We start from the raw sequence: 22,562 nt of genomic DNA, 5'->3' as shown, positions 1-22,562 counted from the left end.
GACAACGAGTCATAGACTCACCAAAACTGTCCACTTTTCAGGCGCCGGAACCGACCAATTTTCGATCGCCGCCGACACGGGGGCTGACGGGAGTCGCGCTGAACGGCCATACGGATCGTGGCGGCATCGGGCGGCACAGCGATGAGCAAGGCGGGTCCTGAACTGACCGATTCCGCGGCACTTGCCGACCCGGCGGTGGAGCATTCGCGGCTCGTGCCCTCGCCGCCACGGCCGGCTCCCCCGGCACCTGTCAGCACACCTCCGGTCCGGGAGATAGAAGCCGACCACGCCCCCGTGCTGTGACTTGGACTCTTGACAACGCAGATCGCCTCCGTCAACCTGTCCGTACACGTGGTACGTACAGTCGTACGAGGCGGCCACCCGGACCATGGAGTTCGCATGTCAAAGTTGCCGGAAGAGCAGATCGAGGAACGCCCCGGGCAGGCGAAGCCTGCCAAGTCGGGCCAGGGGCATGATCGCGAGATCGCGCCGTTCTATCAGTGGATGGACAAGGTCCCTGGTGGCCTGATGTTGATCCCGCTGGTGATCGGCAGCATCGTCGGGACCTTTGGGACCGGGTTCTTGGAGTTGGGGTCGTTCACGACCGCATTGTTCCAGGACAGCGCGCTGCCGCTGATCGCGTTGTTGATCTTCGCGACCGGCACCCAGGTGACCCTCAAGACCAGTGGTCCGGTGCTGGCGACCGCCGGGGTGGTGTTGCTGGCCAAGTCGCTGATCCCGGCTTCCCTGGTGATCCTGCTCGGCCTTCTCGTGGGCGTGGACGGGATCTTCGGTCTGTCGATCCTGGGCCTGATGGCGATGATCGACAACTCCAACGGCGGGTTGTGGTTGGCGTTCACTGGCCGCTACGGCGACAAACGCGACCGGGGCGCCTACATCGCCTCGGCGCTGAACGACGGCCCGTTCTTCTCCATGCTGTTCCTGGGCGCCTCCGGCCTGGCCAACATCCCGGGCTGGGCGCTGCTGGGCGCGGTGGTCCCGTTCATCCTCGGCATGATCATCGGCAACCTCAACCCACGCTGGCGCGAGGTCGTCAAGCCGACCGCCGCGATCGTCATCCCGTTCTTCGCGTTCGCGCTGGGCACCGGCATCGACCTGGGCTCCGTGGTCAAGGGGGGCGCGTCGGGCATCGTGGCTGCCTTGATCATCAGCCCCTTCACCGGGTTCCTGGTCTACCTGGGCTACAAGTACCTGCTGCGCCGCGGATACCGCTCCGGACTGGGTTTCGCGGCCGGCACGACCGCCGGCAATGCCATCGCCACCCCCGCCATCATCGGCGCCGCCGACCCTCAGTTCGCCCAGTACGTCGACACTGCAACGGCGCAGGTCGCGGCTGCCGTTCTGGTCAGCGCCATCCTCGCTCCCCTGCTCGCGTCATGGGCGCTCAAGCGTGAGGGTGGCCTGCTCTCGGAGGAGCAGATCGCCGAACTCGATGAACGCGACCTCGGCGTCAGCGAACCGCAGCTCTGACTCGTGGGCACGTTGACCGTCGGCGTCCTCGCCGACGACCTGACCGGAGCCACCGACACGGTGGTGCAGTTCCGCGAAGCCGGCTGGCCGGCATACCTGCTGCTCTCCGGCGACCTGCCGGACGGGGTGCTCGCGCAAGCAGACGCGGTGGCGCTGGCCAGGTCGCTGGACACCCGAGCCCTCAATCACGACGACGCGAGCCGGGTCACCCAGCAGGCGGCGCGGCAACAGTTGGACTCGGGGACGCAGCGCCTCTACCTGAAGATCGACTCCACGATGCGCGGCAGCATCGCCGGGCAGGTACGCGGCGCGCTACAGGCGTGGTCGCGGCAGCACCCCGCTGCCATCGCAGTGCTGTGCCCGGCCTATCCCCCGATGGGCCGGACCGTGCGCGACGGTCGCGTCTACGTCAACGGCGTCCCCCTTCACGACTCCCCCGCCGGGCACGACCCGGTCACCCCGGTCGCCACCTCAACGCTGACCGACCTGGTCCCGGGAGCCGCCCACGTCGAACAAGCCGACGGCCCAGGGGTGTTGGCGCGCCGGCTGCGGGAGGCCGCCCCGGACGGTGGGATCGTCACCGTCGACGCGGCGAACGAACAGGACCTGCGCCGCTTGGCCGAAGCCGCGGAAATCGTGGGCGAGTCAGCAGTCTGGGCCGGTTCGGCCGGCTTGGCACGGCACCTGGCAGAGGTATGGCGTCCGGGCACCTCCTTCGTCACCGCGCCGGATCCGACTCCCACCGGTGAAGGTCGCGTAGTGGTGTGCGTCAGCTCGCTCAACGCGGTCTCCCTCGACCAGGCGCGCCACCTGGAAAACTCCTTCAGCTCGGAGCTGGTCGGTCTCGAGGTGGCGGCGGCCGACCTATCCGATACCACCCGACTGCACGAGCTCGTCTCCCCCGTTGCCGCGCGTGACGTGCGGGTGGTGCTGGTGCAGCCGGACCCGCGTCGCGCTAGCGGTGGCGACCGCACCGACGCGGCACGGATCGTGGCGCGCGGCCTGGCCAAGGCGATCGCGCAGATCCTCGATGCGGGTGGCACCACCGGTTTGGTGCTCGTGGGGGGAGATGGCGCCGAAGCGACGCTGCGACTCCTGGGTGCCCAAGCCCTGGAGATGCGCAGCCAGCCCAGCGAGGGCGTTCCACTCACCCGGGTCGTCGGCGGATCGGCTGACGGCTTGGCGGTGGTGACCAAAGCCGGAGGGTTCGGCACCACCAGCACCATCACCGATGTCGTCTCTGCCATGCTCGGCCACAAGGAGGGCTCCACATGACCAAGCCAGTTCTCGGGATCACCATGGGTGACGCCGCAGGGATCGGACCGGAGATCACCGCGAAGACCATGCTGACTCATCCCGGTCTGCGTGAGCAGGCCGCGGTGGTCGTCATCGGTGACGCGGACGCGATGCGCGCCGGCGCGCAACACGCGGGACTCGACCCCGCAGCGGTGACCGTCATCGACGACCCGTCAGCGGCCAGCAATGACCCGACCATCATCGAGGTGCTGCAGACCGGTCCGTCGCTGGCGCACGTGCCGGTCGGTGACATCCACCCGGATGCCGGTGACGGGTCCTACCGGTTCGTGGTCGAGGCCTGCCGCCTCGCCCGCGAAGGCAAGATCCACGGCATTGTCACCGCTCCCCTCAACAAGGCCGCGATGCACGCCGGCGGGCACCTCTACCCCGGGCACACCGAGCTGCTCGCCGAGCAGTTCGACGTGAAGAACTTCTCTCTGGTCCTGTCCGCGGGCGACCTGTACTTCTTCCACCTGACCACCCATGTGTCGCTGCGCCAGGCGATCGAGGGCATCACACCCGAGCGCACCAACAATGTGATCGATTTGGTCGCTGCGTTTTGTCGAGCCTTGGGCAAGCCGGACGAGGCGATCGCCGTCACCGGCCTGAACCCGCACGCCGGAGAGAACCGCTTGTTCGGCGACGAGGACGCCGACGTCTTGGCGCCAGCAGTCGAAGCCGCCCGTGCGCGAGGGTTGAATGTCCACGGCCCCCTGCCCGCGGACGCGGTCATACCGCAAGCGGTGGGCGGCAAGTGGAACATGCTGATCGTCTGCTACCACGACCAGGGACACGCACCCTTCAAGGCCGTCTACGGGGACGAGGGAGTCAACATCACCGTCGGCCTCCCCGTCGTGCGGGTCTCCGTCGACCACGGCACCGCCTTCGACATCGCCGGCAAGGGCGTCGCCCGCGAAGCCAGCCTCGTGCTGGCCGCTGAACGCGCCGCCGCCCTGTCCATGGGTTGGGGCGAGGTCTGGCACGCGGCCCAGGCCGGTGAGTGATCGGCGCCATGAGCCGACCCCAGGCGGCAAAGCCTCACCTGCATGAGACTGTCAGCGAAGCGCTGCGGTCACGGATCACTGCCCAGCAGATCGCCTCAGGGGATCTGCTGCCGGCCGAGAACAGCCTTGCGCAGGAGTTCGGAGTCTCACGCTCGGTGATCCGCCAAGCCCTGGCCACCCTGCGCAACGAGGGCTACATCACCACCGTCCGGGGTCGCGGCGCCGTAGTCACCCGACCCACCTGGCACCGGAACGCCCAGGTGACCGCCGGACTGTCCGCACAGATGAGAGCGATGGGTGCCCGTGTCAGCACCCAGATCCTGACCTACAAGATCGAGCGCCCGGGCGGCTCCGTCAGTGCGGACCTCGGATGGCGCAAGGCCCTCCATCTGGAACGGCTGCGGCTGCTCGATGACGCCCCGGTCGCGTTCATCGGGACCTGGCTGCCCGACTGGGTGGCGACCAAGGTGCCGCGCGAGGCGCTGGTCGACCAGTCGCTCCACGAGCAACTCCAACAACGCGCCGGGATCACCGTGCACGGTGGTCCCCGGGAGGTCCGGGCCGTCGCCGTCGAGCCCGCCATGGCCGAGAGCCTGCAGATCCCGACCGGATCGCCCGTCTTGTTGTTGACCGGGCAGAGTCTCGACCAACACGGGCGCGTGGTCGAAGTCTTCTCCACCTGGCACCGCTCCGACCGCATCGCCCTCGACATCGGCGTGCTCGACGCGATTGCCACCCCTTCTCACCAGCGAGCATCCGCGGAACAATTGCAACAGCTTGAGCTCAGCGCCAGCGAACTCCTACATCGTGTGCAGGAGTTGGCAGCTCGCCTGCGTTGAACCCATCAGACACATCGTGCGGGCACCGTCGCGAGGCAGTGCGATTCCGCGCCTACACCGACCGGTCGCGTTGGTACTCACATCACCCTGTTGAGGAACGCCCCCGGTGCGCTGATGCTGTGGCTTGCCATCAACAGACCCCTCGCCGAGACGACTCGGCCGATCTGGGACGTCGTTGCGGTGCCGTTCATCAGGGCGCGTTCGGCGGTGACGAGATGGGTGACCGGGTTGACCCACCCAAGCCCGAAGGCGAAGATCAACAGGAGCGCGATTGCCGCCGCGACACCGGCCACGCCGCCAGCGGGGCGGTAGCCCATGGCCAGCCCGAGGCCGAGGACCAGGCCCGAGGCAATCACGTAGCGGCAGGCATCACCGAGCAGTGCGCCGACGATGAGAGCCGGACGCCAAGCGGGCAAGGAGCGGAACCGGTCCAACACACCCTTGGTGAGGTCGGTGTTCAACCCGACGCCGGCATACATGCTGACCATCAGGACAGTCATGGCGAGGCTGCCCGGCAGCAGGAACCGAAGGTATTCACCGGTCGACCCGGCCAACGCGCCCCCGAACAGGTAGGTGAACAGCAGCGTGAAGATGATCGGAATCCCGACGACGTCGCCGAGCTGCTCGGGGACGTGCTTGACCTTCAGCACCGCGCGCCAGCCGAGGTGACAGACGCCGACACCGCCGACGCTCGGGAGGGCCGGTCGGTGGAGGCGATCGCCGCGCGAAGCCGCTGGTTCAGCGACGGCCCGGCGGGCGAGACGGTGGTCAAAGGTTCAACAGGCGCGCGGCCACCGCGCGCTGGCGGGGGTCAGTCAGGCGGACCCACAGGACGCCGGCGCCGACGGATGCCTTGAGCTCGGTGGTGGTGCCTTCGGCGATGACCGTGCCGTGGTCCATCACCGCGATCCGGCCTGCGAGCTGGTCGGCTTCGTCCAGGTACTGGGTGGTCAGAAGCACGGTGCAGCCCCCAGCCGCCAGGGCACGGACGATCTGCCAGACCTGGTTGCGGCTGCGTGGGTCCAACCCGGTGGTCGGCTCATCGAGGAAGATCAAGTCAGGGCGAGTGACGATACTCGCGGCGATGTCAAGGCGCCGCCGCATCCCACCGGAGTATCGGCCCACCAGCCGACCGGCGGCCTCGCCCAGGTCGAAGGCGTCCAGTAGCTCGTCCGCCCGGGCCCTGGCCGGGCCGCGTCGGTGGCCCAGCAGTCGCGCGATAAGGGTGAGGTTCTCTCGCCCCGTCAGGTCCTCATCGAGCGAGGTGTGCTGACCAACCAGGCTCACGCGGCCGCGGAGGTCGTCGGCCTGGGTTTCGACGTCGTAACCCAGGACACGAGCGTGTCTCCCGTCGGGACGCGTCAATGTGGCGAGCATCCGGATCACAGTGGCCTTCCCGGCGCCGTTGGGACCCAGCAGCCCGTAGATCGATCCTGCAGGGATGGACAGGTCGACACCGGCCACAGCCTGCGTCGTGCCGAACGTCTTGGCGAGGTCGCGGGTCTCAATCGCGAGTGCGCGACGCCGAGCGCAGCATCAGCGCCATCCTCGACGCCGCCAGCCGCGTCCTCGGCGAGCGACCGGACGCGAGCGTGGAGGACATCGCGAAGGCTGCCGGGATCAGCAGGCAGACCGTCTACTGACACTTTCCGTCTCGGGATGCTCTCCTCGACGCCATGACCGAACAAATGACGCACCGAGTGCTCGCCGCGTTGACCACGGCCGACCTCGACGAAGGGTCCGCGGCCGATGCTCTCGTCCGGTTCCTCGCGATCAGCTGGTCGGCGTTCGAGGGAGCGCCGTTCCTGCTTCATCTCGCCAGCCCAGCCAAGAACCCCGAGCAAGAACACGACCAACACGAACCGATCCTGGCTCCGCTCGAGCGGCTTATTCGACGCGGCCAGGACTCAGGCGAGTTCGACGCCACCCTGCCTTCGGGAGGGCACCACTGATCCATGAACCTCGGCCGCGATGAATCCAGCAAGCTGGATTCACCGCCTGGGTCGCGACCAAGGCGCCCCGTGGAGCGCTTGTTTCGGTGCCGGTGGTCGGTCCGGCCGGTCGGCGTGGCTCAGTCCGATCCGGTGCGGCGCTTTTCGATTCGAACGAACAGTTCGCCGACGGAGCCAGTCAGCATGCCTGCGCTTCCGAGCACGAAGAGCCAGATCGCGCGGCTGAGCGTCCAACCGTGACCTGGGCCTCTCAAGATGCGGACGGTCCCCGCGTGCTCCAAGATCGACACCAGTGCCGCAGTGAGGTCGAGGGTGAGGAGGGGTCGGAACGATGTGGTGGGCGCTTTTGTGGGGTGGTGTTGCGGGCGGCGCCGTGCTCTTGGGTGCGCTTGCTGGTGTCTACCTCAAGGCGTCGCCACGATTGATCGGCGTGATCATGGCGTTCGGCGCCGGGGTCCTCATCAGCGCCTTGGCCTTCTCGCTTACCCGAGAGGCGTTCGACAAGGGCGGCGTGGCCGCCGTGACGGTGGGCATGGCTCTTGGAGCTCTGGCCTTTTTTGGCGGCGATTGGATCCTGGACCACCACGGTGGCAAAGACCGCAAGAGGTCGCGCGGCCAGAAGGGGTCTGACGGCCACCAAGCCACAAATGGCGGTGGTGGAGGAATGGCACTCGCGCTGGGAGCCCTGCTGGACGGCATACCGGAGTCCGCGGCGATCGGCATCACCCTGCTCGGTGGAGGGTCGGTCGGAGTCCCCATGGTGGTAGCGGTGTTCTTGTCCAACGTGCCGGAGGGGTGGTCGTCCTCGGCTGGGATGCGGAAGAACGGCAAGTCGACTCGCTACATTCTGAGCTTGTGGTCGGCGGTAACGGCCGCTTCTGCGATCTCCTCACTCTTGGGCTACGTCGTGCTCGGGCTGGCCCCGGACGTCGTGGTCGGCGGCGTTCAGGCCTTCGCAGCCGGCGCGATCATCACGATGCTGGCAGACACGATGATGCCGGAGGCCTTCGAGCGGGGCGGCCCGATGACCGGGCTGGTGACCGCCCTGGGGTTCACGCTCTCCTTCCTGCTCAGCCAGTACTGAGCAGGAAACCGCACAGCCCGATATCGCGGCGGGCAAAGCGGCGCGACGTCTTGGTCTAGATCTGGGCCGGCTTGTTGCTGTGTTCCCGATGAGCGTCGACGACCTAGTCCTCGTGCTCGTGGCTCTGGCCCTGGCTTTGTCGCAGCCGTCTGCCTCGTGCGATGTCTTGGTCCTGTTTGGCTTGGGCCTTCTCGATGTTGCGGGTGTCGCGTGGCGGCAGCTGGAGGGTCTGCTCGGCGGCCATTCCGGCTTGTAGCTGCCGGCCGCGTTCGAGTTCGGCGTCGAGCTCGGCACCAAACAGCAACGCGAGGTTGGTGATCCACAACCAGAGCAGGAAGACGATCACCCCGGCGAGCGAGCCGTAGGTCTTGTTGTAGCTGGAGAAGTTGGCGATGTAGAAGCCGAAGGCCGCCGAGGCCAGCACCCAGGTGAGGATCGCGACCAGTGCGCCGACGCTGATCCACTTGAACTTCGGCTGCTTCACGTTGGGGGTGGCGTAGTAAAGCAGCGCCACGATCAGCACCACGACGGCCAGCATCACCGGCCACTTGGCGATGTTCCACACCAGGACAGCGGTCGCGCCGAGCCCGACGGCGTCCCCGACCGCCTTGGCCGCCGGCCCGCTGATCACCAGACCGACCAGCACCAGTGCTGCCAGGACCACCGTGATCAGGGTGACCAGCAGCATCAGCAGCCGAAGTTTCCAGATCGGGCGGCCCTCGTCGATCTGGTAGACCCGGTTCATCGCCCGGCCGAAGGAGCCGACGTACCCCGACGCCGACCACAAGGCAGTCGCCAGCCCGACGACCAGGGCGATGCCGGCACCGGGGGTGTTGCTCAGCTGGGTGATGGTCTGCTCGAGGGTCGGAGACGAGACCCCCACAGTGTTGAGGATGCCGAGGAGGGTTTTGACCGTCTTCGGCCCTTGACCGACCAGGCCGACCAGGGACAGCACGGCAATCAGTGCGGGGAACAGGGCCAGCACCGCGTAGTAGGTCAACGCCGCTGCCAGATCGGTGCACTGGTCTCTGGAGAACTCCCGCAGGGTCCGTCGCAGGACGTACCCCCAGGAGGGCTTGGTCAGGTCCCCCGGCGAATCGGGCTTCGTGCCGGGGGAATCGGCCTGGGTGGAGTCACCTGTTCTCGCGCCGTCGGTGCGCCCGGACGGCGAGCTCACCGGCGCCGGACCCGGTCGAGCACCGGCGTCGTGCTTCGACGCCTTCTCCACCCCGCCACGAGCACGCTCACCAGCACGGCTGCCACCCCCGCTGCGGCGGCGATGACGACTGGCGTGGGTTCGCCGTGCTCGTCGGTGGTGGAGCGTCGAGCCGACTGCGTCAACTGGAACACGCGTGCCCGTCCCGTGTGGAGGGTGCCGATCGCCTGGTTCTGGACGTCGGTGATCTTGCTCTTGGCCCGGGACCTGACGTCAAGCTTGCTGGTGAGCGCCTCGACGGTCTCACCGAGCTGCTCGCGGGTCTGCTCGATGTTCGCCTGGATCTGCTCGAGATCCGCCGCCTCGCTGCCGTCGATCGGCGCCGCGTCGGTCTGTGGCTGCTGGGGTGTGGTCACGACGTTCCTGCTTCCTTGACGGTCTCCACGTCATGTTTGATGCTGTCGATGGTCTTCTCCGGGACCGCTGGGGTGGCCAGACTGGTCTGCTTCTTCCCGACCAGCGCGACGATCCCGGCGATGGCGAACAGCACCACGGTGACGATCAGCGCGGACAACCACGCAGGCAGCAACAGGGCCAGCGCCAGGATCGCGGTGGTGATCAGAGCCCCGAACCCGAACAGGGCCAAGATGCCGGCCCCGCCGAAGAGCCCGGCGCCGACTCCCGCGTGCTTGGCCTTGGCCGCCATCTCCACCTTCGCGAGTTGCAGCTCGTCACGAATCAACCGGCTGGACTGCTGGGTCAGCCGGGCGACCAGCTCACCGGTGGAGGCTTCTCCGCTCGAAGCGTCGGTAGCCAGGTCCCGGGCCGGGCGATCCACCGGGGTGGCGCCGGACGGGTCCGCCCTCACAGGCCGCCGCCTGCCGTGGAGGGTGCCGGGGGCGCGCCGGTCGCCGTGGAGTCGTCCTCGTGGTCCCGGTTGACCTGGTTGCCTGCCCTCCGTGCCGCGTCCGCGACCTTCTCCTGGACCTGGGGCGCCTTCTGCTTGACCAGCTCCTGCGCCTGGGCCGCCTTTTCCTGGACCTTCGGGTCGTGCCACAGGCGCTTGGCCTCGGTCTTGATCTGTTCGTACCGTGCTCGGCCGTCTCGGGCCCCGAGCACGTAGCCGGCGCCCAGTCCCACGACCAACGCTGCCTTACCCAACATGTCGAACTCCGTTCCTTGTGGAATGCATGGGAAACAGTGGCTTTTCTTGACCCCGTAGCGGTGCCCGGATCGCCGCGAGGCCGAGCCCATGCCAGACTCCCCCGACGGGCCGGGCTGTTCAGACCGGGATCAGGCCACGGCCACCGAACGCAGACGTGCGTTCGGTGGCCATGGTCCAGCTGCGGCCGCTTACAGGCCGAGCTTGTCGCCCAGGACCTACTCGCGGCCACGGTCGACCGAGGCGTCCCGTCCGCGGTCTTCGTCCGCCTCGATCTGCTCCTTGCGGACCTGCTCGCTCACCTGCTCCTGGTCGGTCACGGTCTCGGTGTCAAGCCGGACCCGCTCGACCGGCACGGTCTCCTTGCGGGTCACCGGGCGCTCCTCGTGCAGGGTCACCTCGTGCTCCTCCTCGGTGATCTCGCCTCCACTCATCGCCTCGTCCCGGTTCGCGTCGGTGATCGGCTCGCGCTCGATACGCACCTCCTCGTGGCTGACCGGCACCGTCTGAGTGACGTTCTCGGTGACCACGAACTTGCGCAACCGCGCTCGGCCGCTCTCACGGCTCTCGGTACCCACCTCCAGCCGCTCCTCCGAACGAGTCATCGCCTCGTCGGTGTTGGGCCCAGAGGCGTCGCTCCCGGGACCACCGCGCTCGGCGTCGACGGCGTTCTCAGTCCGTCCGGATGCCGCCCGGCCGGTGCCCGACTCGGTCTGGCGTCCTCCTGCGGCCGCGGCCGCGGTTCCATAGTCCCGGCCGTAGTAGCGGTACAGCTCCCGCTCCTGCTCAGGGTCCAGATGCTCATCGGCATCCACCCGAGGAGCGTCCTTCACCTTGTCCTTGTCGAACGGGACCGAGACCGCGCCACCGTCGAAGGAGGCCTCGGACAGCGGCACGAAGGACTCGCCGGTGCCGAACATCCCGGTCTTGACGGTCACCCACTCCGGCTGCCCCGACTCGTCGTCGAGGTAGACCTGCCCGACCGAGCCCACCTTCTTCCCGCTGCCGTCCACCACGTCCAGACCCTGAAATCTGCTCGAGCTGCTCAGTTCCAATCACGACCGTCTCCTCCATCTCGTGCGCTGATGCCAGACCGTTCCTGTGGCACTTACGCCGTAAGGGTTACACCGTAAGTCACATGCGTCAAGAGACGTTCCCTAGCATGGAGACAGCCGACGAAGGAGGAACCCATGCCCACCGAGCGGGACGACGCGGTGGATGTCGCCAGGCCGGTCGCCGACGCCGACGCCACTGTCGTCGACGGTCGCCAGCCCCCTTCCGCACGGGTACCGCTGGACCGCAACCGCATCGTGGACGCCGCCGTCGGCTACATCGACGAGTTCGGCCTGCCCGGCCTCTCGATGCGCCGGCTCGGAGGCGTCCTCGGTGTCGAGGCCATGTCGCTCTACCGATACGTGTCAGGTCGTGAAGCACTCCTGGACGCGGTGGTCGACTCCATCATGGACCAGATGCACCGCGACGAAGACGTCCTCGCCCGCCCGCAGGACGGCTGGCAGGACTATCTGCAACGGCTCGCGCACGGGGTGCGTCGGGTGGCCCTCGCCCACCCCAAAGCCTTTCCGCTCGTGGCCTCCCGCCCACCGGAGGCACCGTGGCTACGTCCCCCCCTGCGCAGCTTGGCATGGGTCGAGGCGTTCCTGGACGGTTTGCGCAGCGAGGGCTTCAACGACACGGCCACCGTGTCCGCCTACCGCGCATTCACCAGCTTCCTGCTCGGCCACCTACTGCTGGAGGTCACCGCCCACGGCGGAGACGTCGGACCCCTCGACGTCCTCGAAGACAGCCAGAACAGCCAGGACCTGGGCAAGACCCTGACGCCCTACCCCGTCGTATCCCGACTCGGCAAGGCATTGGCAGAGGACCACTCCGCAGTGGAATTCGAGGAGTCACTCGAAGACCTGTTGAACCGAATCGCGCTGATGCGAGCCGAATCCTGACCCGTACTTCCCTCGCAGGCGGGGCCCTGCGCCAGGCTTCGGGGACGCTGGCTCCGGACGCTACGTGGCTCGGATCGGTGTGCCTCGGCCGCGAGCTGGTTCGACGCCGAACTCCGGAAGCGGATCCCAGCGCTCGGCGCTGCTCCTGGCGACCACGGTGCTGGCCACCTGCACTCCCAGGCGTAGCGCTTCGTCGATCGACAGGCCGTGCCGCAGGCCGTAGATCATGCCGGCGTTGAGGGCATCACCTGCCCCCGTGGTGTCTGCCAACGGGACCTCGGGCGCCGGGGCGTGGGTGACGTGCCCGTCGCCCCCGACCCAGAATGCGCCATGCTCGCCGGCTTTGATGACCACGCCGTGGCGTGTCAGCGCCGCGAGCACGGTGCCGGCCTCTACCGGGTCCGACTTGCCGGTGAGGGCTTCGGCTTCTTCGATGTTCGGCACGAACACGTCTGCCTGCGGCAGAAGCGCGAGGATCTCGTCCCTACCCGCACCGGCCCAGGACTCGAGATCCCAGCCACAGTCCAGCCAGGTCCGCACCCCGGCAGCGACGGCCCGGGACAGCAAACGGCGAGTGGGTTCTCCACGCAGTTGTGGGGTGCAGAAATAGCCGCAAGACAGGAGATCTCCGACGCCGGTGAGCGACCGCGGTAGGTGGTCCGGCTCGAAGCGAGCCAAGGCACCCAGGTCGGTCAGGAACGCTCGGGGCCGTTCCGGGCCCTCGATCGCCACCGACACGCCGGTGCGGCAGTCGGGGATCGAGATCAAGCCATCCGCCGGCAGGTGGTGTTGCTGGCACTCGTCCCGCACCAGTTGGCCCAACGAGTCGTCACCGATGGTGGAGAGCAGGTCGGGAGCCGTGTCGCCGAGCGCACAGAGGATGAAGGCCGTGTTCAGCACGGGGCCCGCTGCTCGGACGGTGATCTCCTCGACGTGGGTGTCGGTGCTGGGTGGTGGCAGCTCGGTGACCCCATTGACCAGGACGTCCGCGTTGGCGTTCCCCACGATGAGGACCCGACTCATCCCTTCACCGCGCCTGCGGCCAGGCCTGCGGCAATGTGCCGCTGGAAGATCAGGGCGACGATCACCGGCGGCAAGGCCGCCAGCAGTCCTCCGGCGGAAACCAGCCCGAAATCTGTTGAGAACTTGCCGCTGAACTCCGCGACGGCGACCGGGATCGTCTTGGACGACGAGGACGAGGTGAAGATCAGGGCGTAGAGGAATTCGTCCCAGCACAGCAGGCTGGCGAAGAGCACCGCGGAAAAGATCCCGGGCCGGCACAACGGCAACAGGACCTGCACCAGGATCCGCAGCCGGCCAGCGCCGTCCACGGTGGCCGCCTCGTCCAGCTCCCTGGGCAGCGTGTCGAAGAACCCGGTCAGCGTCCAGAGCACAAACGGGGTGATGAAACTCGAGTAGACCAGGATCAGTCCGATCTTGGAGTCCAGCAGACCGAACTGGACGAGGATGAGGTAGAGCGGGATGACGATGGCGATCGGCGGCATCATGTAGGTGCTGAGGAAGCCGAGCAGGACCATTCGGTGGCCGCGGAAGCGAAGGCGCGACAGGGCGTAACCTCCGAGGACGGCGACCGTAAGCGACAGCGCCACGGTGCCGAGGGCGACGATCGTCGAGTTGATCATGGCTTGCCGGAAGCCCCCCGCGGGCGTCGCCGCACCGCCGGTGGCGATGGCGGACCAGCGCGAGAGGTCCAGCGTCTTGGGCCACCACCGCAACGGTCGATCCAGCAGGGCACCGGCCGGGGTGATCGACGCGATGGCCAGCCAGGCGAACGGAGCCAAGAACACGATCACGACGAGCAACGCGAGCAGGTGCTGCCACCATGGTGCGTGTGCATCTCGCCGGTGACGACGAGTCACCGGCCGACGGCCCGTTTCCCGGCGACTGGCGGGTTGGCGGGTCGCGTTTCCACCAGCCTCTCGCTGGCTCGCCGAGTGTTCGAGACTCATGTCAGCGGTCCTCCGGTCCTGAGCTGGAGGTGAGCAGGCGGATGTAGATCATTGCCAGGACGAGCACCACCAGCACGATGAGCAGTGCGACGGCAGAGCCGTAGCCGAAGCTCTGGTTCGAGAAGGCGGTGATGTAGGCGTAGAGGGCAACGGTCTGGGTGCCGTCGGCCGGTCCGCCCCGGGTCATGACGAAGACGATGTCGAACACCTTGAACGCTTCGATCGTGCGCAGTACGAGCACCACCGCGATGACCGGACGCAACAACGGCAAGGTGATGGCGAAGAAGCGGCGGATCGTGCCGGCGCCGTCCACCTCCGCCGCCTCGATCAGGTCGCGGGGGATCACGGTGAGGCCGGCCAGAACGAAGAACGCCGCGATTGAGGTGTTCTTCCACACGTCGGCGATGATGATCATGTGAAGGGCCGAGAGCGGGGTTCCCAACCAGGAACGGTAGCCGTCGATCAGCCCAACCTGGGTCAGCAAGGCGTTCACGGGGCCGTAGTCGGCATTGAGCATGTACCGCCACATGGCGGCGTTGACCACCGTTGGCAGGGCCCATGGGAGCAGGACCGCTGCTCGCAAAAGCCAACGGAACCTCAGACGCTGGGCCATCAGGACACCGAGCGCAATCCCGAACGTCAGCTCCGCAGCCGTCGAGACGAGGGTGAAGTAGAGGGTGCGACCGGCGGCCGAGATCAGGGCAGGGTCGGTGAGCGCGGTGGAGAAGTTGTGTAGTCCGACGGATTCGGTGGGCACGGTGGGCAGCGGGGAGATGACCCGGTGGAAGGACAACCACCCGGTGCGGATGATCGGCCAGGCCACCAAGCCGAACACGACCAGCCCCGCGGGCGCGAGGAAGAGCAGGGCCGCTCGGCCGTTCCTGCGCCGATGACGCCGACCCGGCGGCGTCGTCGACACCGCCGACGAGCCCACGGTCACTGCTTGAGGATCTGCTCGACGTCTCCGGCGGCAGTGGTCATCGCCTGCTTGGGGTCGACCTCGCCGAGCAGCGCCTTCTGGACGGCTACCTGCAGTTTCTGGGAGATCGCGTTGTAGTTCACCACTTGGGGCCGGTTGACCATGTTCGCCAGCTGCTCCTTGGCCACGGGCACGACTTCGGGCGCGCTCTTGATGACCGACGGGGAGTCGTAGGACGCATTCCAGATCGGCAGCGAGTCCGAGACATACTTTTCCTGGATCTTTTGGCTCGAGACGAACTTGGCGAAGGCCCACGCGGCATCAGGGTTCTTCGTCGTCGCGGTGATCGACAAGGCGGACGACCCGTTCACGCTCATCCGGCCAGCACCCCCGTTCGGAACCTCGGTGATCACGACGTCGCCTGCGACCTTGGACTGCTTCGGGTCGTTCGCGGCGGCGAACATGTACGTCCAGTTCAGTCCCATGGCAGCGTCGCCGGCACTGACCACCTTGACGACGTCATCCTCGAGTGACTGCGTCGAAGATGGATTGGTCAGGCCATCGACCAACGTCCTACGCATGAACTCCAGCGCCTGCACCGCACCTCCCGAAGTGAAGGCCGGCTGGCCGGAATCGTCGAAGAGCTTGCCCCCGAAGGAGGCGGTCAGCGCGGCCCAGTCGCAGATGACCGCTTCGGCCTGGGACCAGGACCACATCAGTGGGTACTTGACGATGCCCTTGCTCTTCAAGGTCTTGGCGGCGGCGGCCACACCGTCCCACGTCGTGACTGAACTCGGCTCGATACCTGCTTTGGACAGCATCGCCTTGTTGAAGTAGAAGTACTTGGTGTCCAGCAGCCACGGGATGCCATAGAACTTCTTCTGATAGACGGCGGAGTTGAGCGCGCCGGGGAGAATGTCGGTCGACCAGTTGGCCGGGATCCGATCGGAAATGTCGGCAATGAGGCCCTTGCTCGCGAGCTCGGCGGGCCAGATGACGTCGATGAATACCAGGTCGTAGGTGCCCGCAGCTGCCGCCGCCACGATCTTGTCGTGGAGCGCTTCGTAAGCGACGAACTCCATATTGACCGTCACGCCCGGGTTGGCCTTCTTGAACGCCGCAGCCATCTGACGGATGTGCTGCTCGGAGTAACCCGCCTGCTTCATGAACAAGCCGTTGATCGTGCCCTGGAGTTGACCGGGGGTTGAGCCTCCTCCGCTGGACGAAGGCGCTTCGGAGCCACTGCTGCACGCCGCCAGTGCTCCGACGGCCCCCAGCCCGGCCACCCCCGCGAGAAAGGTCCTGCGAGGCAGCTGTGATGTCGAGGTGGACACAGCGGGACTCCTTTTATTCGGTTACCTTACTAACGTATTATCAGCATCCTCGGTGCAACGCCGGGTGTCAACCATTCTCACAAGGAGCGGCGTATGGCGATGGGCCCACGCGACGTGGCTGTCCTCGCAGAGCTGCGCATACGAGACGCGACTCGTCCAGAGCTTGCTGCCGCCACGGGCTTCAGCAAGCCCACGATCTCGGAGGCGATCGTCTCGTTGGAAGCCGCTGGCCTGGTGGTGAATCGCGGCCGAACCGCTGGGGCGGTTGGGCGAAACCCGCGTGTCTACGCCATCAACGCCCGGGCGTCCTTGGTCGCCGGGGTGGACATCGGCGGCACGAACACGCGAGTCGCGGTTGCCGACTTGCACGGCCAGATCCTGGCTGAGCGCCACGAGCGCACCACCGGGAGCCGCGTCCAGCAACAGGTCCGACGACTCATCAGACAGGTTCACAAGGAGGCGACCGCGGTGCTTGGCGGCGACGGCTGCGCACTTGCGTCCATCGTTGTCAGCACGCCCGGCGTGATCGACCGAGGATCCACCCAGGCGCGTTTTGCCTACAACGTCAGAACGGACGGGATCATTGATCTGACAGCGTTGCGTGACCGACTCGATCCGCCGCTCCGGGTGGAAAACAATGTCAATCTTGCCGCCGTGGGTGAGGCGAGGGCAGGCGTTGCCGAAGGAGTCGGCACTTTCGTGCACCTGGCCATAGGTGCCGGAATCGGACTTGGGATCATGCACGGAGGTCGCCTGCTGCGGGGCGCTCACGGTGCCGCCGGCGAGATCGCCTACCTTCCCCTCGGCCGGCGCCCGCTCGCCAAGGAACACCGCGCGAGCGGCAATTTCGAGGCTGAGACCGCAGCGGCCGGCCTACTGGATCGCGCCCAGTCTGCCCGATGGGATGCAGACCCACCGCAAGACGTGGCAGAGCTGTTCCACCGGGCCGAGCAAGGTGACAGAGCCGCACGCCGGCTCGTAGCCGATGAGGGCCGTCGAATCGGCTTGGCCGTGGTGGCCGTCTGCAGCGTGGTCGATCCCGAGCTGGTCGTCCTCGGCGGAGGTATCGGACGTAACCAGTTGTTGCTCGAATCGGTGTCACAGACGTGCGCCGAACTACTCCCCGCGCCCTCGCCGGTGGTGACGAGTACTCTCGCGGATCGCGGGTCCCTGATCGGGGCCGTCCTGTCCGCGGTCGACGACGCGTGGAGCCTCCTGCAGTCGAATCCGAAAGAGGCCTCGTCATGACCGAGTCGACCGTCTTCGACACCCCCGCACAACTCGGTGAGACGTTGGCGATCGAGATCGCCAACGGCATCACCGCAGCAATGGCAGAACGCCGACCGTACGTGTTGGGCTGCCCAGGTGGCCGCTCGCCGCGCCCGGTGTACGCGGCGCTGGCCACACAGGTCCGGTTGCGCAAGCTCGACCTGAGCCGGGTGGTCGTTGCCATGATGGACGAGTACGTCGAGAGCGTGAACGGTCGATACCGCAACGTCGACCCAGCCGCCTCCTACAGCTGCGCGGGCTTTGCCGCCCGCGAGATCGCCGGGCCACTTGCTCGGGCGGCGGGGCCGGGACGGGGCCCGTCCGCGGTGTGGGTGCCCGACGCCGCCGATCCTGACGCCCATGAACAGCGGCTGCACGAGAGCGGCATCGACCTCTTCATCCTCGCGAGCGGCGCCTCCGACGGCCATGTCGCGTTCAACCCGCCGGGCACGCATCTCGCGGCAACGTCACGAGTGGTCGAGTTGCCCGAGACCACTCGCCGCGACAACGTTGCCACATTCCCCCAGTTCGGCCGTGTCGAGAACGTCCCGCACTTTGGAGTAACGGTGGGCCCGGCCACCATCGTCGCCAACTCTGCGCGCGCGGTGATGGTCGTGCACGGAATTGACAAGAGGGTGACCGCTGCACGGCTGCTCAACTCGACAACCTACGACGAGAGCTGGCCCGCCACAGTCCTGCACGCCTGTCACCACCCCTCCCTCTACCTGGACACGACGGCCACGCGTCCAGGTGCCGGGCCCGAATGATGGCGCCCGGGGGTAAGGGAAGTGTGGACGACGGAGGATGGAGTGGGGTTGAGGGGAGCAGCCAGCGTCGCGTCACCCTGGTTGTTACCGTGAGCCCGGCCCGCCCAGCTGGCGGGTGAAGAACCGGGTGTCGATCCGCTCCGTCGGCACGTGGAAGTGTGATCCCGGGAAGGCGTGCAACGTCTTGTCTTCCGAGGCGAAGGTATCGAACAGCGCCAAACCAGAATCGCGATCGATCTCATGGTCATTCCACGGCAGCAGGAACTCGATCGGGATCGTCACTCTTCGTGCGGCCTCCAGGATGGCGTCGTACACGAACACGCCGCCGAAGATCGCCGCTCGGATGCGCGGTTCGGCCGCTGCGAGTGGAATCCCGATGGCGCTTGCCGTCGTCATGCCGGAGTATCCGATCGGCGCACCGGCGCCGATCCCGGGGAGCTCTTGCAGGGCGTCTATCGTCAACTGCCACTCAGGCACCGCGCGCTCTGCCAGGGAACCGTTGAACGGGGCAATGATGGGAGCGAGGGGCTCGTCCTCGTCTCGGGCGCGGAGCATCGCGTCGACCCACTGCTGATCCCGACGTGAGCGGCGGCGTTCGCCGTGACCGGGCGCGTCGATGGCCACGACGTGGAATCCGTCGCGCACGACCGCCTCCCGGGCGCGTGACGCCAAGCCCGGCGATCGCTTGTGGAGGCCACCACCGTGGCCCATGAGCAGGAGGGGAGCGCCAGCGGGGACGGACACCGGGGACCACAGCACGCCGGGAATGTCTCCGATGGTGAAACTGCGGTCGACGACGTCGTCCGACGACGTCTCCGCGAGGAATTTCAGCTGCATGGTGGTGCCTTTCGAGAGTGCGTGTGCGGCACTCCCGGCGACAGCTACCGCTGTCGCGCAGTCGTGAACGAGAGGGGGAGCACCCATGGGGCTGCGTTGTTCACGGCGCCCACCTCCCTCGATTTGGTCACGACTCGGAGGACATTACCCGGCATCCCGCGACCGTCACAAGCCACTTTTCACTCCGCCCCTCGTGGCTGCTCCTGCCTTGGTCGGCCACCTGCCCGGAGACTTCAACCCTCCCTCTTGCCCTGACCCTCCCGCGACAGGAGTTGCGCAAGGACCGGAGCGGCCAGGAGCATGACCAGCACACGAGTCACCTGCGTCGCCAGGATCAACGCGAGGTTGGATCCAGAGGACACAGCAGTGGCGAGCACCGCGTACAAGCCCCCCGGGGTCGTCGCGAGGTAGGCGTCCAGTGGCGCCATGTCCGTGGTGGCGGTGAGCACCCAGCCGAGCCCCGCACACGTAAGCACCACAGCAAGGATCAAACCCACTGCGGTCGGCAGCAAGGACGCGATGCTGCGTAGGCTCGATCTGGTGAAACCCAAGCCGACCTGGAGTCCAATCAGCAGATAGGCGAGCTGCTGAAGCGGCTCCGCCACCGTCGGGTCGGGCAGGAAGCCGCTGCCGGCCACCACCGTGGCGACCAACAGTGGCCCCAGGAGCGGGCCAGCCGGTATGTGCAGGAGGCGCGCCAGGGGAAGCCCCACAGCGAGTGCGAGAACGACGAGAACGAGACCCACCCAGATCGGACTGTGCGCCTGGACAGGTGGCCTCGGGTGGCCAGCCGACGATCCGTCCAACACAGCCGCGGCCACAGGCATCGCGAGGAGCACGAGAAGGACGCGTAGGTACTGCACTACGGCTACGACACGGTCGTCGGCGCCCAGCGACCGAGCGATGCCGCTGATCCCGGAAGCGCCGCCGGCCACCAGCGCAAACGCACCCGTGACCCGGCTGACCTCTCCTCGCTGGGCCATCAACCGTCCTGCGAGCACGCTGATCAGCAGCGTGGAGAGAGTGACCAACAGGATCGGCAACCGGGCATTCCAGGCGTTCTGCAGCGTCGCCGGTGTGACCAGGCTTCCGATCGTCGCGCCGATCAGCGCCTGCCCGGCGAGGAAGGTCCGACGCGGTGGCTTCGGCGGCCGACGGAGGCTGAGCGCACAGCACATTCCGCCGAGCAGCGCGCCGAACAACGTGGCAGAGGGAAGCCCGAGCAACCGCAGAAGCAAGATCGCGGCCGTGGCGCTCCCGACGACCAGCAACCACACCCGGCCCGCACGCAGTTGTGCGGGCCAGGTGGTTGGGTCAATCGCCACGGCGGACGACCATACGCGATCTCGGCGTTCCCCTATCCATACAGGACAGGTAATGCAGGCAACAGGATGCCGCCGGGGAGGTCGATGTTGCCGTAGAGGTAGGCCACAGCGAGGACAGCGACGGCCACCATGGTGTAGGCCACGGTCCGCAGTGGGCTCAGGCGGGAGACGCGAATCAGGAACAGCGGCACGTAGATCAGCGTGGCGACGGAGAATCCAAGGAGGAAGACGAGGACCACGAAGAGCAACAGCCAGCCGAAGGCCAGCCCGGTCTGCGCCACCCGCAGATTCCACGAAAGGACCCGGCGGTCGCCCTTGACGACGGCTCGCCCTTCGCGCGCGACGAACAGACCGGTCAGGGCGATTCCGAGCACAGTCACAAAGACCGGCATGAGTCGCGCCCGCGACGCATAGCCTTGAGCCAGAACGAAGGCTACGACGAACGTGCCCAGCACCAGCACCCCGAAGACCAGCGGCCATCTCGATCCCGCGAGTCCGCCTTCCTCGGCGTCATCAGGAAGTTCCGCGTCCCCGGAACCCCCTCCGGTCGGTGTGGCATGCCACCCCGCACCAACCCCGCCACCCACATCGCCCGTCGCTCGCTGCGAGCTGCCACCGGAAGCCCCCACCAGAACGTGCTGAGGCGACTCCTGCACCTGCTCGCGCTCGTCGGTGACCGACGATCCGGCGTCGTCAACCGACCGGCGCCTCCGCATCGCGTTGAAGAGCTTAAGGGCCAGCGGTGCCAGCAGGATCAGGGCCATCACGATGACGAACGGCCGGTGGATCCACTCACCCGTGGTGTAGAGGCTGTCGGTAAGGAAGTAATAGCGCTCCATGGGCACGCTGAGGATGAAACCGATGAGCAACGGCGCCCGGGGGAAGTCGGCTTCCTTCATCACGTAGCCCATGACACCCAGGACGAGCATGGCGACGATCGCGCCGAACTGGCCGGACTCGGCATACGCCGCGACCAGCATGATGAGCAGCAGTCCGGGGGCAAGGTACTGGAAGGGCACGAAGCTCAGTCTCGCCAAGGGCTTGGCGAGGAAGAAGCAGACCACGGAACCGACCACGCTGGCGATCGCGAATGACCACACCACGGTGTACATCACGTCGAGGTGGTTGGTGAGCATCTGCGGCCCCGGCTGAATGCCGTAGGCCAGCAGCGCACCCAGCAACAGGGCCGCCGGTGCACCGCCCGGGATGCCGAACAACAGCGTAGGGATGAGGTCACCCGCTTCCACCGAGTTGGCGGCGCTCTCTGCGGCCACCAGGCCCTTGGGGCTGCCCTTCCCGAACGCCTTGCGGTCCTTGCCCTTCGCTGTCGCGGCGGCCTGGCCGTAGGCCATGTAGGTACCCGCAGTGGCACCCAGGCCGGGCAGCACGCCGGCCCACATGCCCACGAGTACACCGCGCAGCATCATCTTCCACTCGCGCAGCGCCTCGCGGGCGCCCTGCAGCCACCCACCGCCGATGTCGATCTTCTCCGCGATCGCCGTCTTGCGAGCCACCATGTGCGCGATCTCAGCGAGGCCGAACAGGCCGAGTGCGAGTGGAATGAGGCCCACTCCGTCGAGCAGCGAGTCCGCTCCGAAGGAGAACCGGTAGACCGCAGCGGCCGGTGCGGCCCCGATCATGCCGATCAACAGACCCAGGCCGGCCGAGACCAGGCCCTTGAGCATGTTGCCCTTGGACAGCAACGCGGCGAGGCTGATGCCGAGGATCGTGAGCATGAACAGCTCGGGAGACCCGAAGGCCAGCACCAGGGGCTCCGCGATCGGGATCGAGAAGGTCAGGCCCACCGCGCCGAGGGCTCCACCGATCATCGACGCCACGAAGCACAGGGACAAGGCCCGCGCCGCTTGGCCGCGCCTGGCCATCGCGTTGCCGTCCGGCATGATCACCGCCGCTGACGCGGAACCGGGCACCCGCAGCAGGATCGCCGTGATGACGTCCGAGTGGTGCACCACAGCCACCGCGCCGATCAGGATCGGCAGGGACTGGCTCGGATCCAGGGTGATGACGAAGGGCAGGAGGATCCCGACGGCAGCGGTGCCTCCCAGTCCCGGCAGCACGCCCATCGCCAACCCGGCGGCGACCCCGATCGCGAGCATCATCAAGGTGGCAGGGTTCGCAAATCCCGCAAGCGCGTTCAGCGCAGCATCCAGCATGGTGGAGTCCTCCGGTCGGTCCTGG

Annotated in this window: 24 protein-coding genes; 10 read left to right on the top strand and 14 right to left on the bottom strand. The window is 67.2% G+C overall.

The features are described 5' to 3' along the window. Nucleotides 1–399: 399 nt before the first annotated feature. The 4 genes from FCN22_RS05380 to FCN22_RS05365 are packed head-to-tail and all read left to right on the top strand — an operon-like array spanning nt 400 to nt 4,630. Entirely contained in the window at nt 400–1,491 is a 1,092-nt protein-coding gene (locus tag FCN22_RS05380; protein ID WP_137120488.1) for a 2-keto-3-deoxygluconate permease, read from the top strand. A 3-nt stretch (nt 1,492–1,494) separates the two neighbouring features. Continuing rightward, nucleotides 1,495–2,766, top strand: a complete 1,272-nt coding sequence (locus FCN22_RS05375) for a four-carbon acid sugar kinase family protein (protein ID WP_137120487.1) — start codon at nt 1,495–1,497, stop codon at nt 2,764–2,766. Further along, entirely contained in the window at nt 2,763–3,791 is a 1,029-nt protein-coding gene (gene pdxA / locus FCN22_RS05370; RefSeq protein WP_137120486.1) for a 4-hydroxythreonine-4-phosphate dehydrogenase PdxA, read from the top strand. Before FCN22_RS05375 ends, pdxA begins: the two co-directional genes overlap by 4 nt. A gap of 8 nt (nt 3,792–3,799) precedes the next feature. Further along, complete coding sequence (locus FCN22_RS05365) at nt 3,800–4,630, top strand: GntR family transcriptional regulator (RefSeq protein ID WP_137120485.1); 831 nt, start codon at nt 3,800–3,802, stop codon at nt 4,628–4,630. Between the two features lie 77 nt (nt 4,631–4,707). On the opposite strand, the gene FCN22_RS05360 is transcribed toward FCN22_RS05365, so the two are convergent. Then, on the bottom strand, nt 4,708–5,280 hold the full coding sequence (locus FCN22_RS05360) for an ABC transporter permease (RefSeq protein ID WP_238384538.1): 573 nt from the start codon (nt 5,278–5,280) through the stop codon (nt 4,708–4,710). Nucleotides 5,281–5,398: 118 nt separating this feature from the next. Continuing rightward, nucleotides 5,399–6,139, bottom strand: coding sequence for an ATP-binding cassette domain-containing protein (locus tag FCN22_RS05355; RefSeq protein WP_137120484.1), 741 nt, complete (start codon nt 6,137–6,139; stop codon nt 5,399–5,401). A gap of 5 nt (nt 6,140–6,144) precedes the next feature. Between FCN22_RS05355 and FCN22_RS21570 the strand changes: the two genes are divergently transcribed. The 3 genes from FCN22_RS21570 (at nt 6,145) to FCN22_RS05340 (ending at nt 7,666) form a co-directional block, all read left to right on the top strand. Then, the gene (locus FCN22_RS21570) at nt 6,145–6,273 is read left to right on the top strand and encodes a TetR family transcriptional regulator (protein ID WP_162308139.1); all 129 of its coding nucleotides are present in this window, start codon (nt 6,145–6,147) and stop codon (nt 6,271–6,273) included. 33 nt (nt 6,274–6,306) lie between these two features. Beyond that, nucleotides 6,307–6,582, top strand: a complete 276-nt coding sequence (locus FCN22_RS05345) for a hypothetical protein (RefSeq protein ID WP_137120482.1) — start codon at nt 6,307–6,309, stop codon at nt 6,580–6,582. Between the two features lie 331 nt (nt 6,583–6,913). Next, a complete protein-coding gene (locus FCN22_RS05340) occupies nt 6,914–7,666 on the top strand; it encodes a ZIP family metal transporter (protein WP_137120481.1) in 753 nt (250 codons plus the stop codon). A 103-nt stretch (nt 7,667–7,769) separates the two neighbouring features. On the opposite strand, the gene FCN22_RS05335 is transcribed toward FCN22_RS05340, so the two are convergent. The 5 genes from FCN22_RS05335 to FCN22_RS05315 all read right to left on the bottom strand — a co-directional run bounded on the left by FCN22_RS05335 (nt 7,770) and on the right by FCN22_RS05315 (nt 11,039). Continuing rightward, the gene (locus tag FCN22_RS05335; protein WP_202911413.1) at nt 7,770–8,843 is read right to left on the bottom strand and encodes a YihY/virulence factor BrkB family protein; all 1,074 of its coding nucleotides are present in this window, start codon (nt 8,841–8,843) and stop codon (nt 7,770–7,772) included. After that, a complete protein-coding gene (locus FCN22_RS05330; protein WP_202911412.1) occupies nt 8,840–9,238 on the bottom strand; it encodes a DUF3618 domain-containing protein in 399 nt (132 codons plus the stop codon). The genes FCN22_RS05335 and FCN22_RS05330 overlap by 4 nt, the downstream gene beginning before the upstream one ends. Beyond that, on the bottom strand, nt 9,235–9,690 hold the full coding sequence (locus tag FCN22_RS05325; protein WP_238384537.1) for a phage holin family protein: 456 nt from the start codon (nt 9,688–9,690) through the stop codon (nt 9,235–9,237). The genes FCN22_RS05330 and FCN22_RS05325 overlap by 4 nt, the downstream gene beginning before the upstream one ends. After that, nucleotides 9,687–9,986 (bottom strand): YtxH domain-containing protein, encoded by a 300-nt coding sequence (locus tag FCN22_RS05320; RefSeq protein WP_137120480.1) that lies wholly within the window; start codon nt 9,984–9,986, stop codon nt 9,687–9,689. The genes FCN22_RS05325 and FCN22_RS05320 overlap by 4 nt, the downstream gene beginning before the upstream one ends. 216 nt (nt 9,987–10,202) lie before the next feature. Continuing rightward, the gene (locus FCN22_RS05315) at nt 10,203–11,039 is read right to left on the bottom strand and encodes a DUF2382 domain-containing protein (protein WP_137120479.1); all 837 of its coding nucleotides are present in this window, start codon (nt 11,037–11,039) and stop codon (nt 10,203–10,205) included. 135 nt (nt 11,040–11,174) lie between these two features. Between FCN22_RS05315 and FCN22_RS05310 the strand changes: the two genes are divergently transcribed. Beyond that, nucleotides 11,175–11,942: a TetR/AcrR family transcriptional regulator C-terminal domain-containing protein gene (locus tag FCN22_RS05310; RefSeq protein ID WP_137120478.1), complete on the top strand. Its 768-nt coding sequence runs from the start codon at nt 11,175–11,177 to the stop codon at nt 11,940–11,942. 60 nt (nt 11,943–12,002) lie between these two features. Here FCN22_RS05310 and FCN22_RS05305 read toward each other — a convergent pair whose 3' ends face one another. The 4 genes from FCN22_RS05305 to FCN22_RS05290 all read right to left on the bottom strand — a co-directional run bounded on the left by FCN22_RS05305 (nt 12,003) and on the right by FCN22_RS05290 (nt 16,165). Beyond that, on the bottom strand, nt 12,003–12,965 hold the full coding sequence (locus FCN22_RS05305; RefSeq protein ID WP_137120477.1) for a carbohydrate kinase family protein: 963 nt from the start codon (nt 12,963–12,965) through the stop codon (nt 12,003–12,005). Next, entirely contained in the window at nt 12,962–13,822 is an 861-nt protein-coding gene (locus FCN22_RS05300) for a carbohydrate ABC transporter permease (protein WP_238384536.1), read from the bottom strand. Before FCN22_RS05300 ends, FCN22_RS05305 begins: the two co-directional genes overlap by 4 nt. Nucleotides 13,823–13,913: 91 nt before the next feature. After that, nucleotides 13,914–14,852: a carbohydrate ABC transporter permease gene (locus FCN22_RS05295; protein WP_137120475.1), complete on the bottom strand. Its 939-nt coding sequence runs from the start codon at nt 14,850–14,852 to the stop codon at nt 13,914–13,916. Then, a complete protein-coding gene (locus FCN22_RS05290) occupies nt 14,849–16,165 on the bottom strand; it encodes an extracellular solute-binding protein (protein WP_238384535.1) in 1,317 nt (438 codons plus the stop codon). Before FCN22_RS05290 ends, FCN22_RS05295 begins: the two co-directional genes overlap by 4 nt. Nucleotides 16,166–16,258: 93 nt before the next feature. On the opposite strand from FCN22_RS05290, the gene FCN22_RS05285 reads away from it, so the two are divergent. Then, nucleotides 16,259–17,413, top strand: a complete 1,155-nt coding sequence (locus FCN22_RS05285) for an ROK family transcriptional regulator (protein ID WP_137120474.1) — start codon at nt 16,259–16,261, stop codon at nt 17,411–17,413. Next, nucleotides 17,410–18,201 carry a 6-phosphogluconolactonase gene (locus FCN22_RS05280; RefSeq protein WP_137120473.1) on the top strand — a complete coding sequence of 264 codons (792 nt, stop codon included), beginning with the start codon at nt 17,410–17,412 and terminating at the stop codon, nt 18,199–18,201. The genes FCN22_RS05285 and FCN22_RS05280 overlap by 4 nt, the downstream gene beginning before the upstream one ends. Nucleotides 18,202–18,285: 84 nt before the next feature. Here the strand turns inward: FCN22_RS05280 and FCN22_RS05275 are convergent, their stop codons facing one another. From FCN22_RS05275 to FCN22_RS05265, 3 genes are all read right to left on the bottom strand, one after another. Next, nucleotides 18,286–18,846 carry a dienelactone hydrolase family protein gene (locus FCN22_RS05275; protein WP_202911411.1) on the bottom strand — a complete coding sequence of 187 codons (561 nt, stop codon included), beginning with the start codon at nt 18,844–18,846 and terminating at the stop codon, nt 18,286–18,288. A gap of 425 nt (nt 18,847–19,271) precedes the next feature. Next, nucleotides 19,272–20,363, bottom strand: coding sequence for an AbrB family protein (locus tag FCN22_RS05270; RefSeq protein WP_202911410.1), 1,092 nt, complete (start codon nt 20,361–20,363; stop codon nt 19,272–19,274). A 32-nt stretch (nt 20,364–20,395) separates the two neighbouring features. Further along, entirely contained in the window at nt 20,396–22,537 is a 2,142-nt protein-coding gene (locus tag FCN22_RS05265) for a tripartite tricarboxylate transporter permease (RefSeq protein WP_137120471.1), read from the bottom strand. Between the last annotated feature and the right edge of the window lie 25 nt (nt 22,538–22,562).

The organism is Segeticoccus rhizosphaerae, from assembly GCF_005222685.1.
Lineage (GTDB): Bacteria > Actinomycetota > Actinomycetes > Actinomycetales > Dermatophilaceae > Segeticoccus > Segeticoccus rhizosphaerae.
The sequence above is the reverse complement of the archived record's forward strand: the minus strand, read 5'-3'. Positions and strand labels throughout refer to the sequence as shown.

Bases quoted from the DNA above. Each gene is read 5' to 3' on its own strand.
- FCN22_RS05305 (WP_137120477.1), bottom strand. From the start codon at position 12,965: ATGAGTCGGGTCCTCATCGTGGGGAACGCCAACGCGGACGTCCTGGTC.
- FCN22_RS05340 (WP_137120481.1), top strand. From the start codon at position 6,914: ATGTGGTGGGCGCTTTTGTGGGGTGGTGTTGCGGGCGGCGCCGTGCTC.
- FCN22_RS05310 (WP_137120478.1), top strand. From the start codon at position 11,175: ATGCCCACCGAGCGGGACGACGCGGTGGATGTCGCCAGGCCGGTCGCC.
- FCN22_RS05365 (WP_137120485.1), top strand. From the start codon at position 3,800: ATGAGCCGACCCCAGGCGGCAAAGCCTCACCTGCATGAGACTGTCAGC.
- FCN22_RS05285 (WP_137120474.1), top strand. From the start codon at position 16,259: ATGGCGATGGGCCCACGCGACGTGGCTGTCCTCGCAGAGCTGCGCATA.
- pdxA (WP_137120486.1), top strand. From the start codon at position 2,763: ATGACCAAGCCAGTTCTCGGGATCACCATGGGTGACGCCGCAGGGATC.
- FCN22_RS05265 (WP_137120471.1), bottom strand. From the start codon at position 22,537: ATGCTGGATGCTGCGCTGAACGCGCTTGCGGGATTTGCGAACCCTGCC.
- FCN22_RS05380 (WP_137120488.1), top strand. From the start codon at position 400: ATGTCAAAGTTGCCGGAAGAGCAGATCGAGGAACGCCCCGGGCAGGCG.
- FCN22_RS05320 (WP_137120480.1), bottom strand. From the start codon at position 9,986: ATGTTGGGTAAGGCAGCGTTGGTCGTGGGACTGGGCGCCGGCTACGTG.
- FCN22_RS05280 (WP_137120473.1), top strand. From the start codon at position 17,410: ATGACCGAGTCGACCGTCTTCGACACCCCCGCACAACTCGGTGAGACG.
- FCN22_RS05345 (WP_137120482.1), top strand. From the start codon at position 6,307: ATGACCGAACAAATGACGCACCGAGTGCTCGCCGCGTTGACCACGGCC.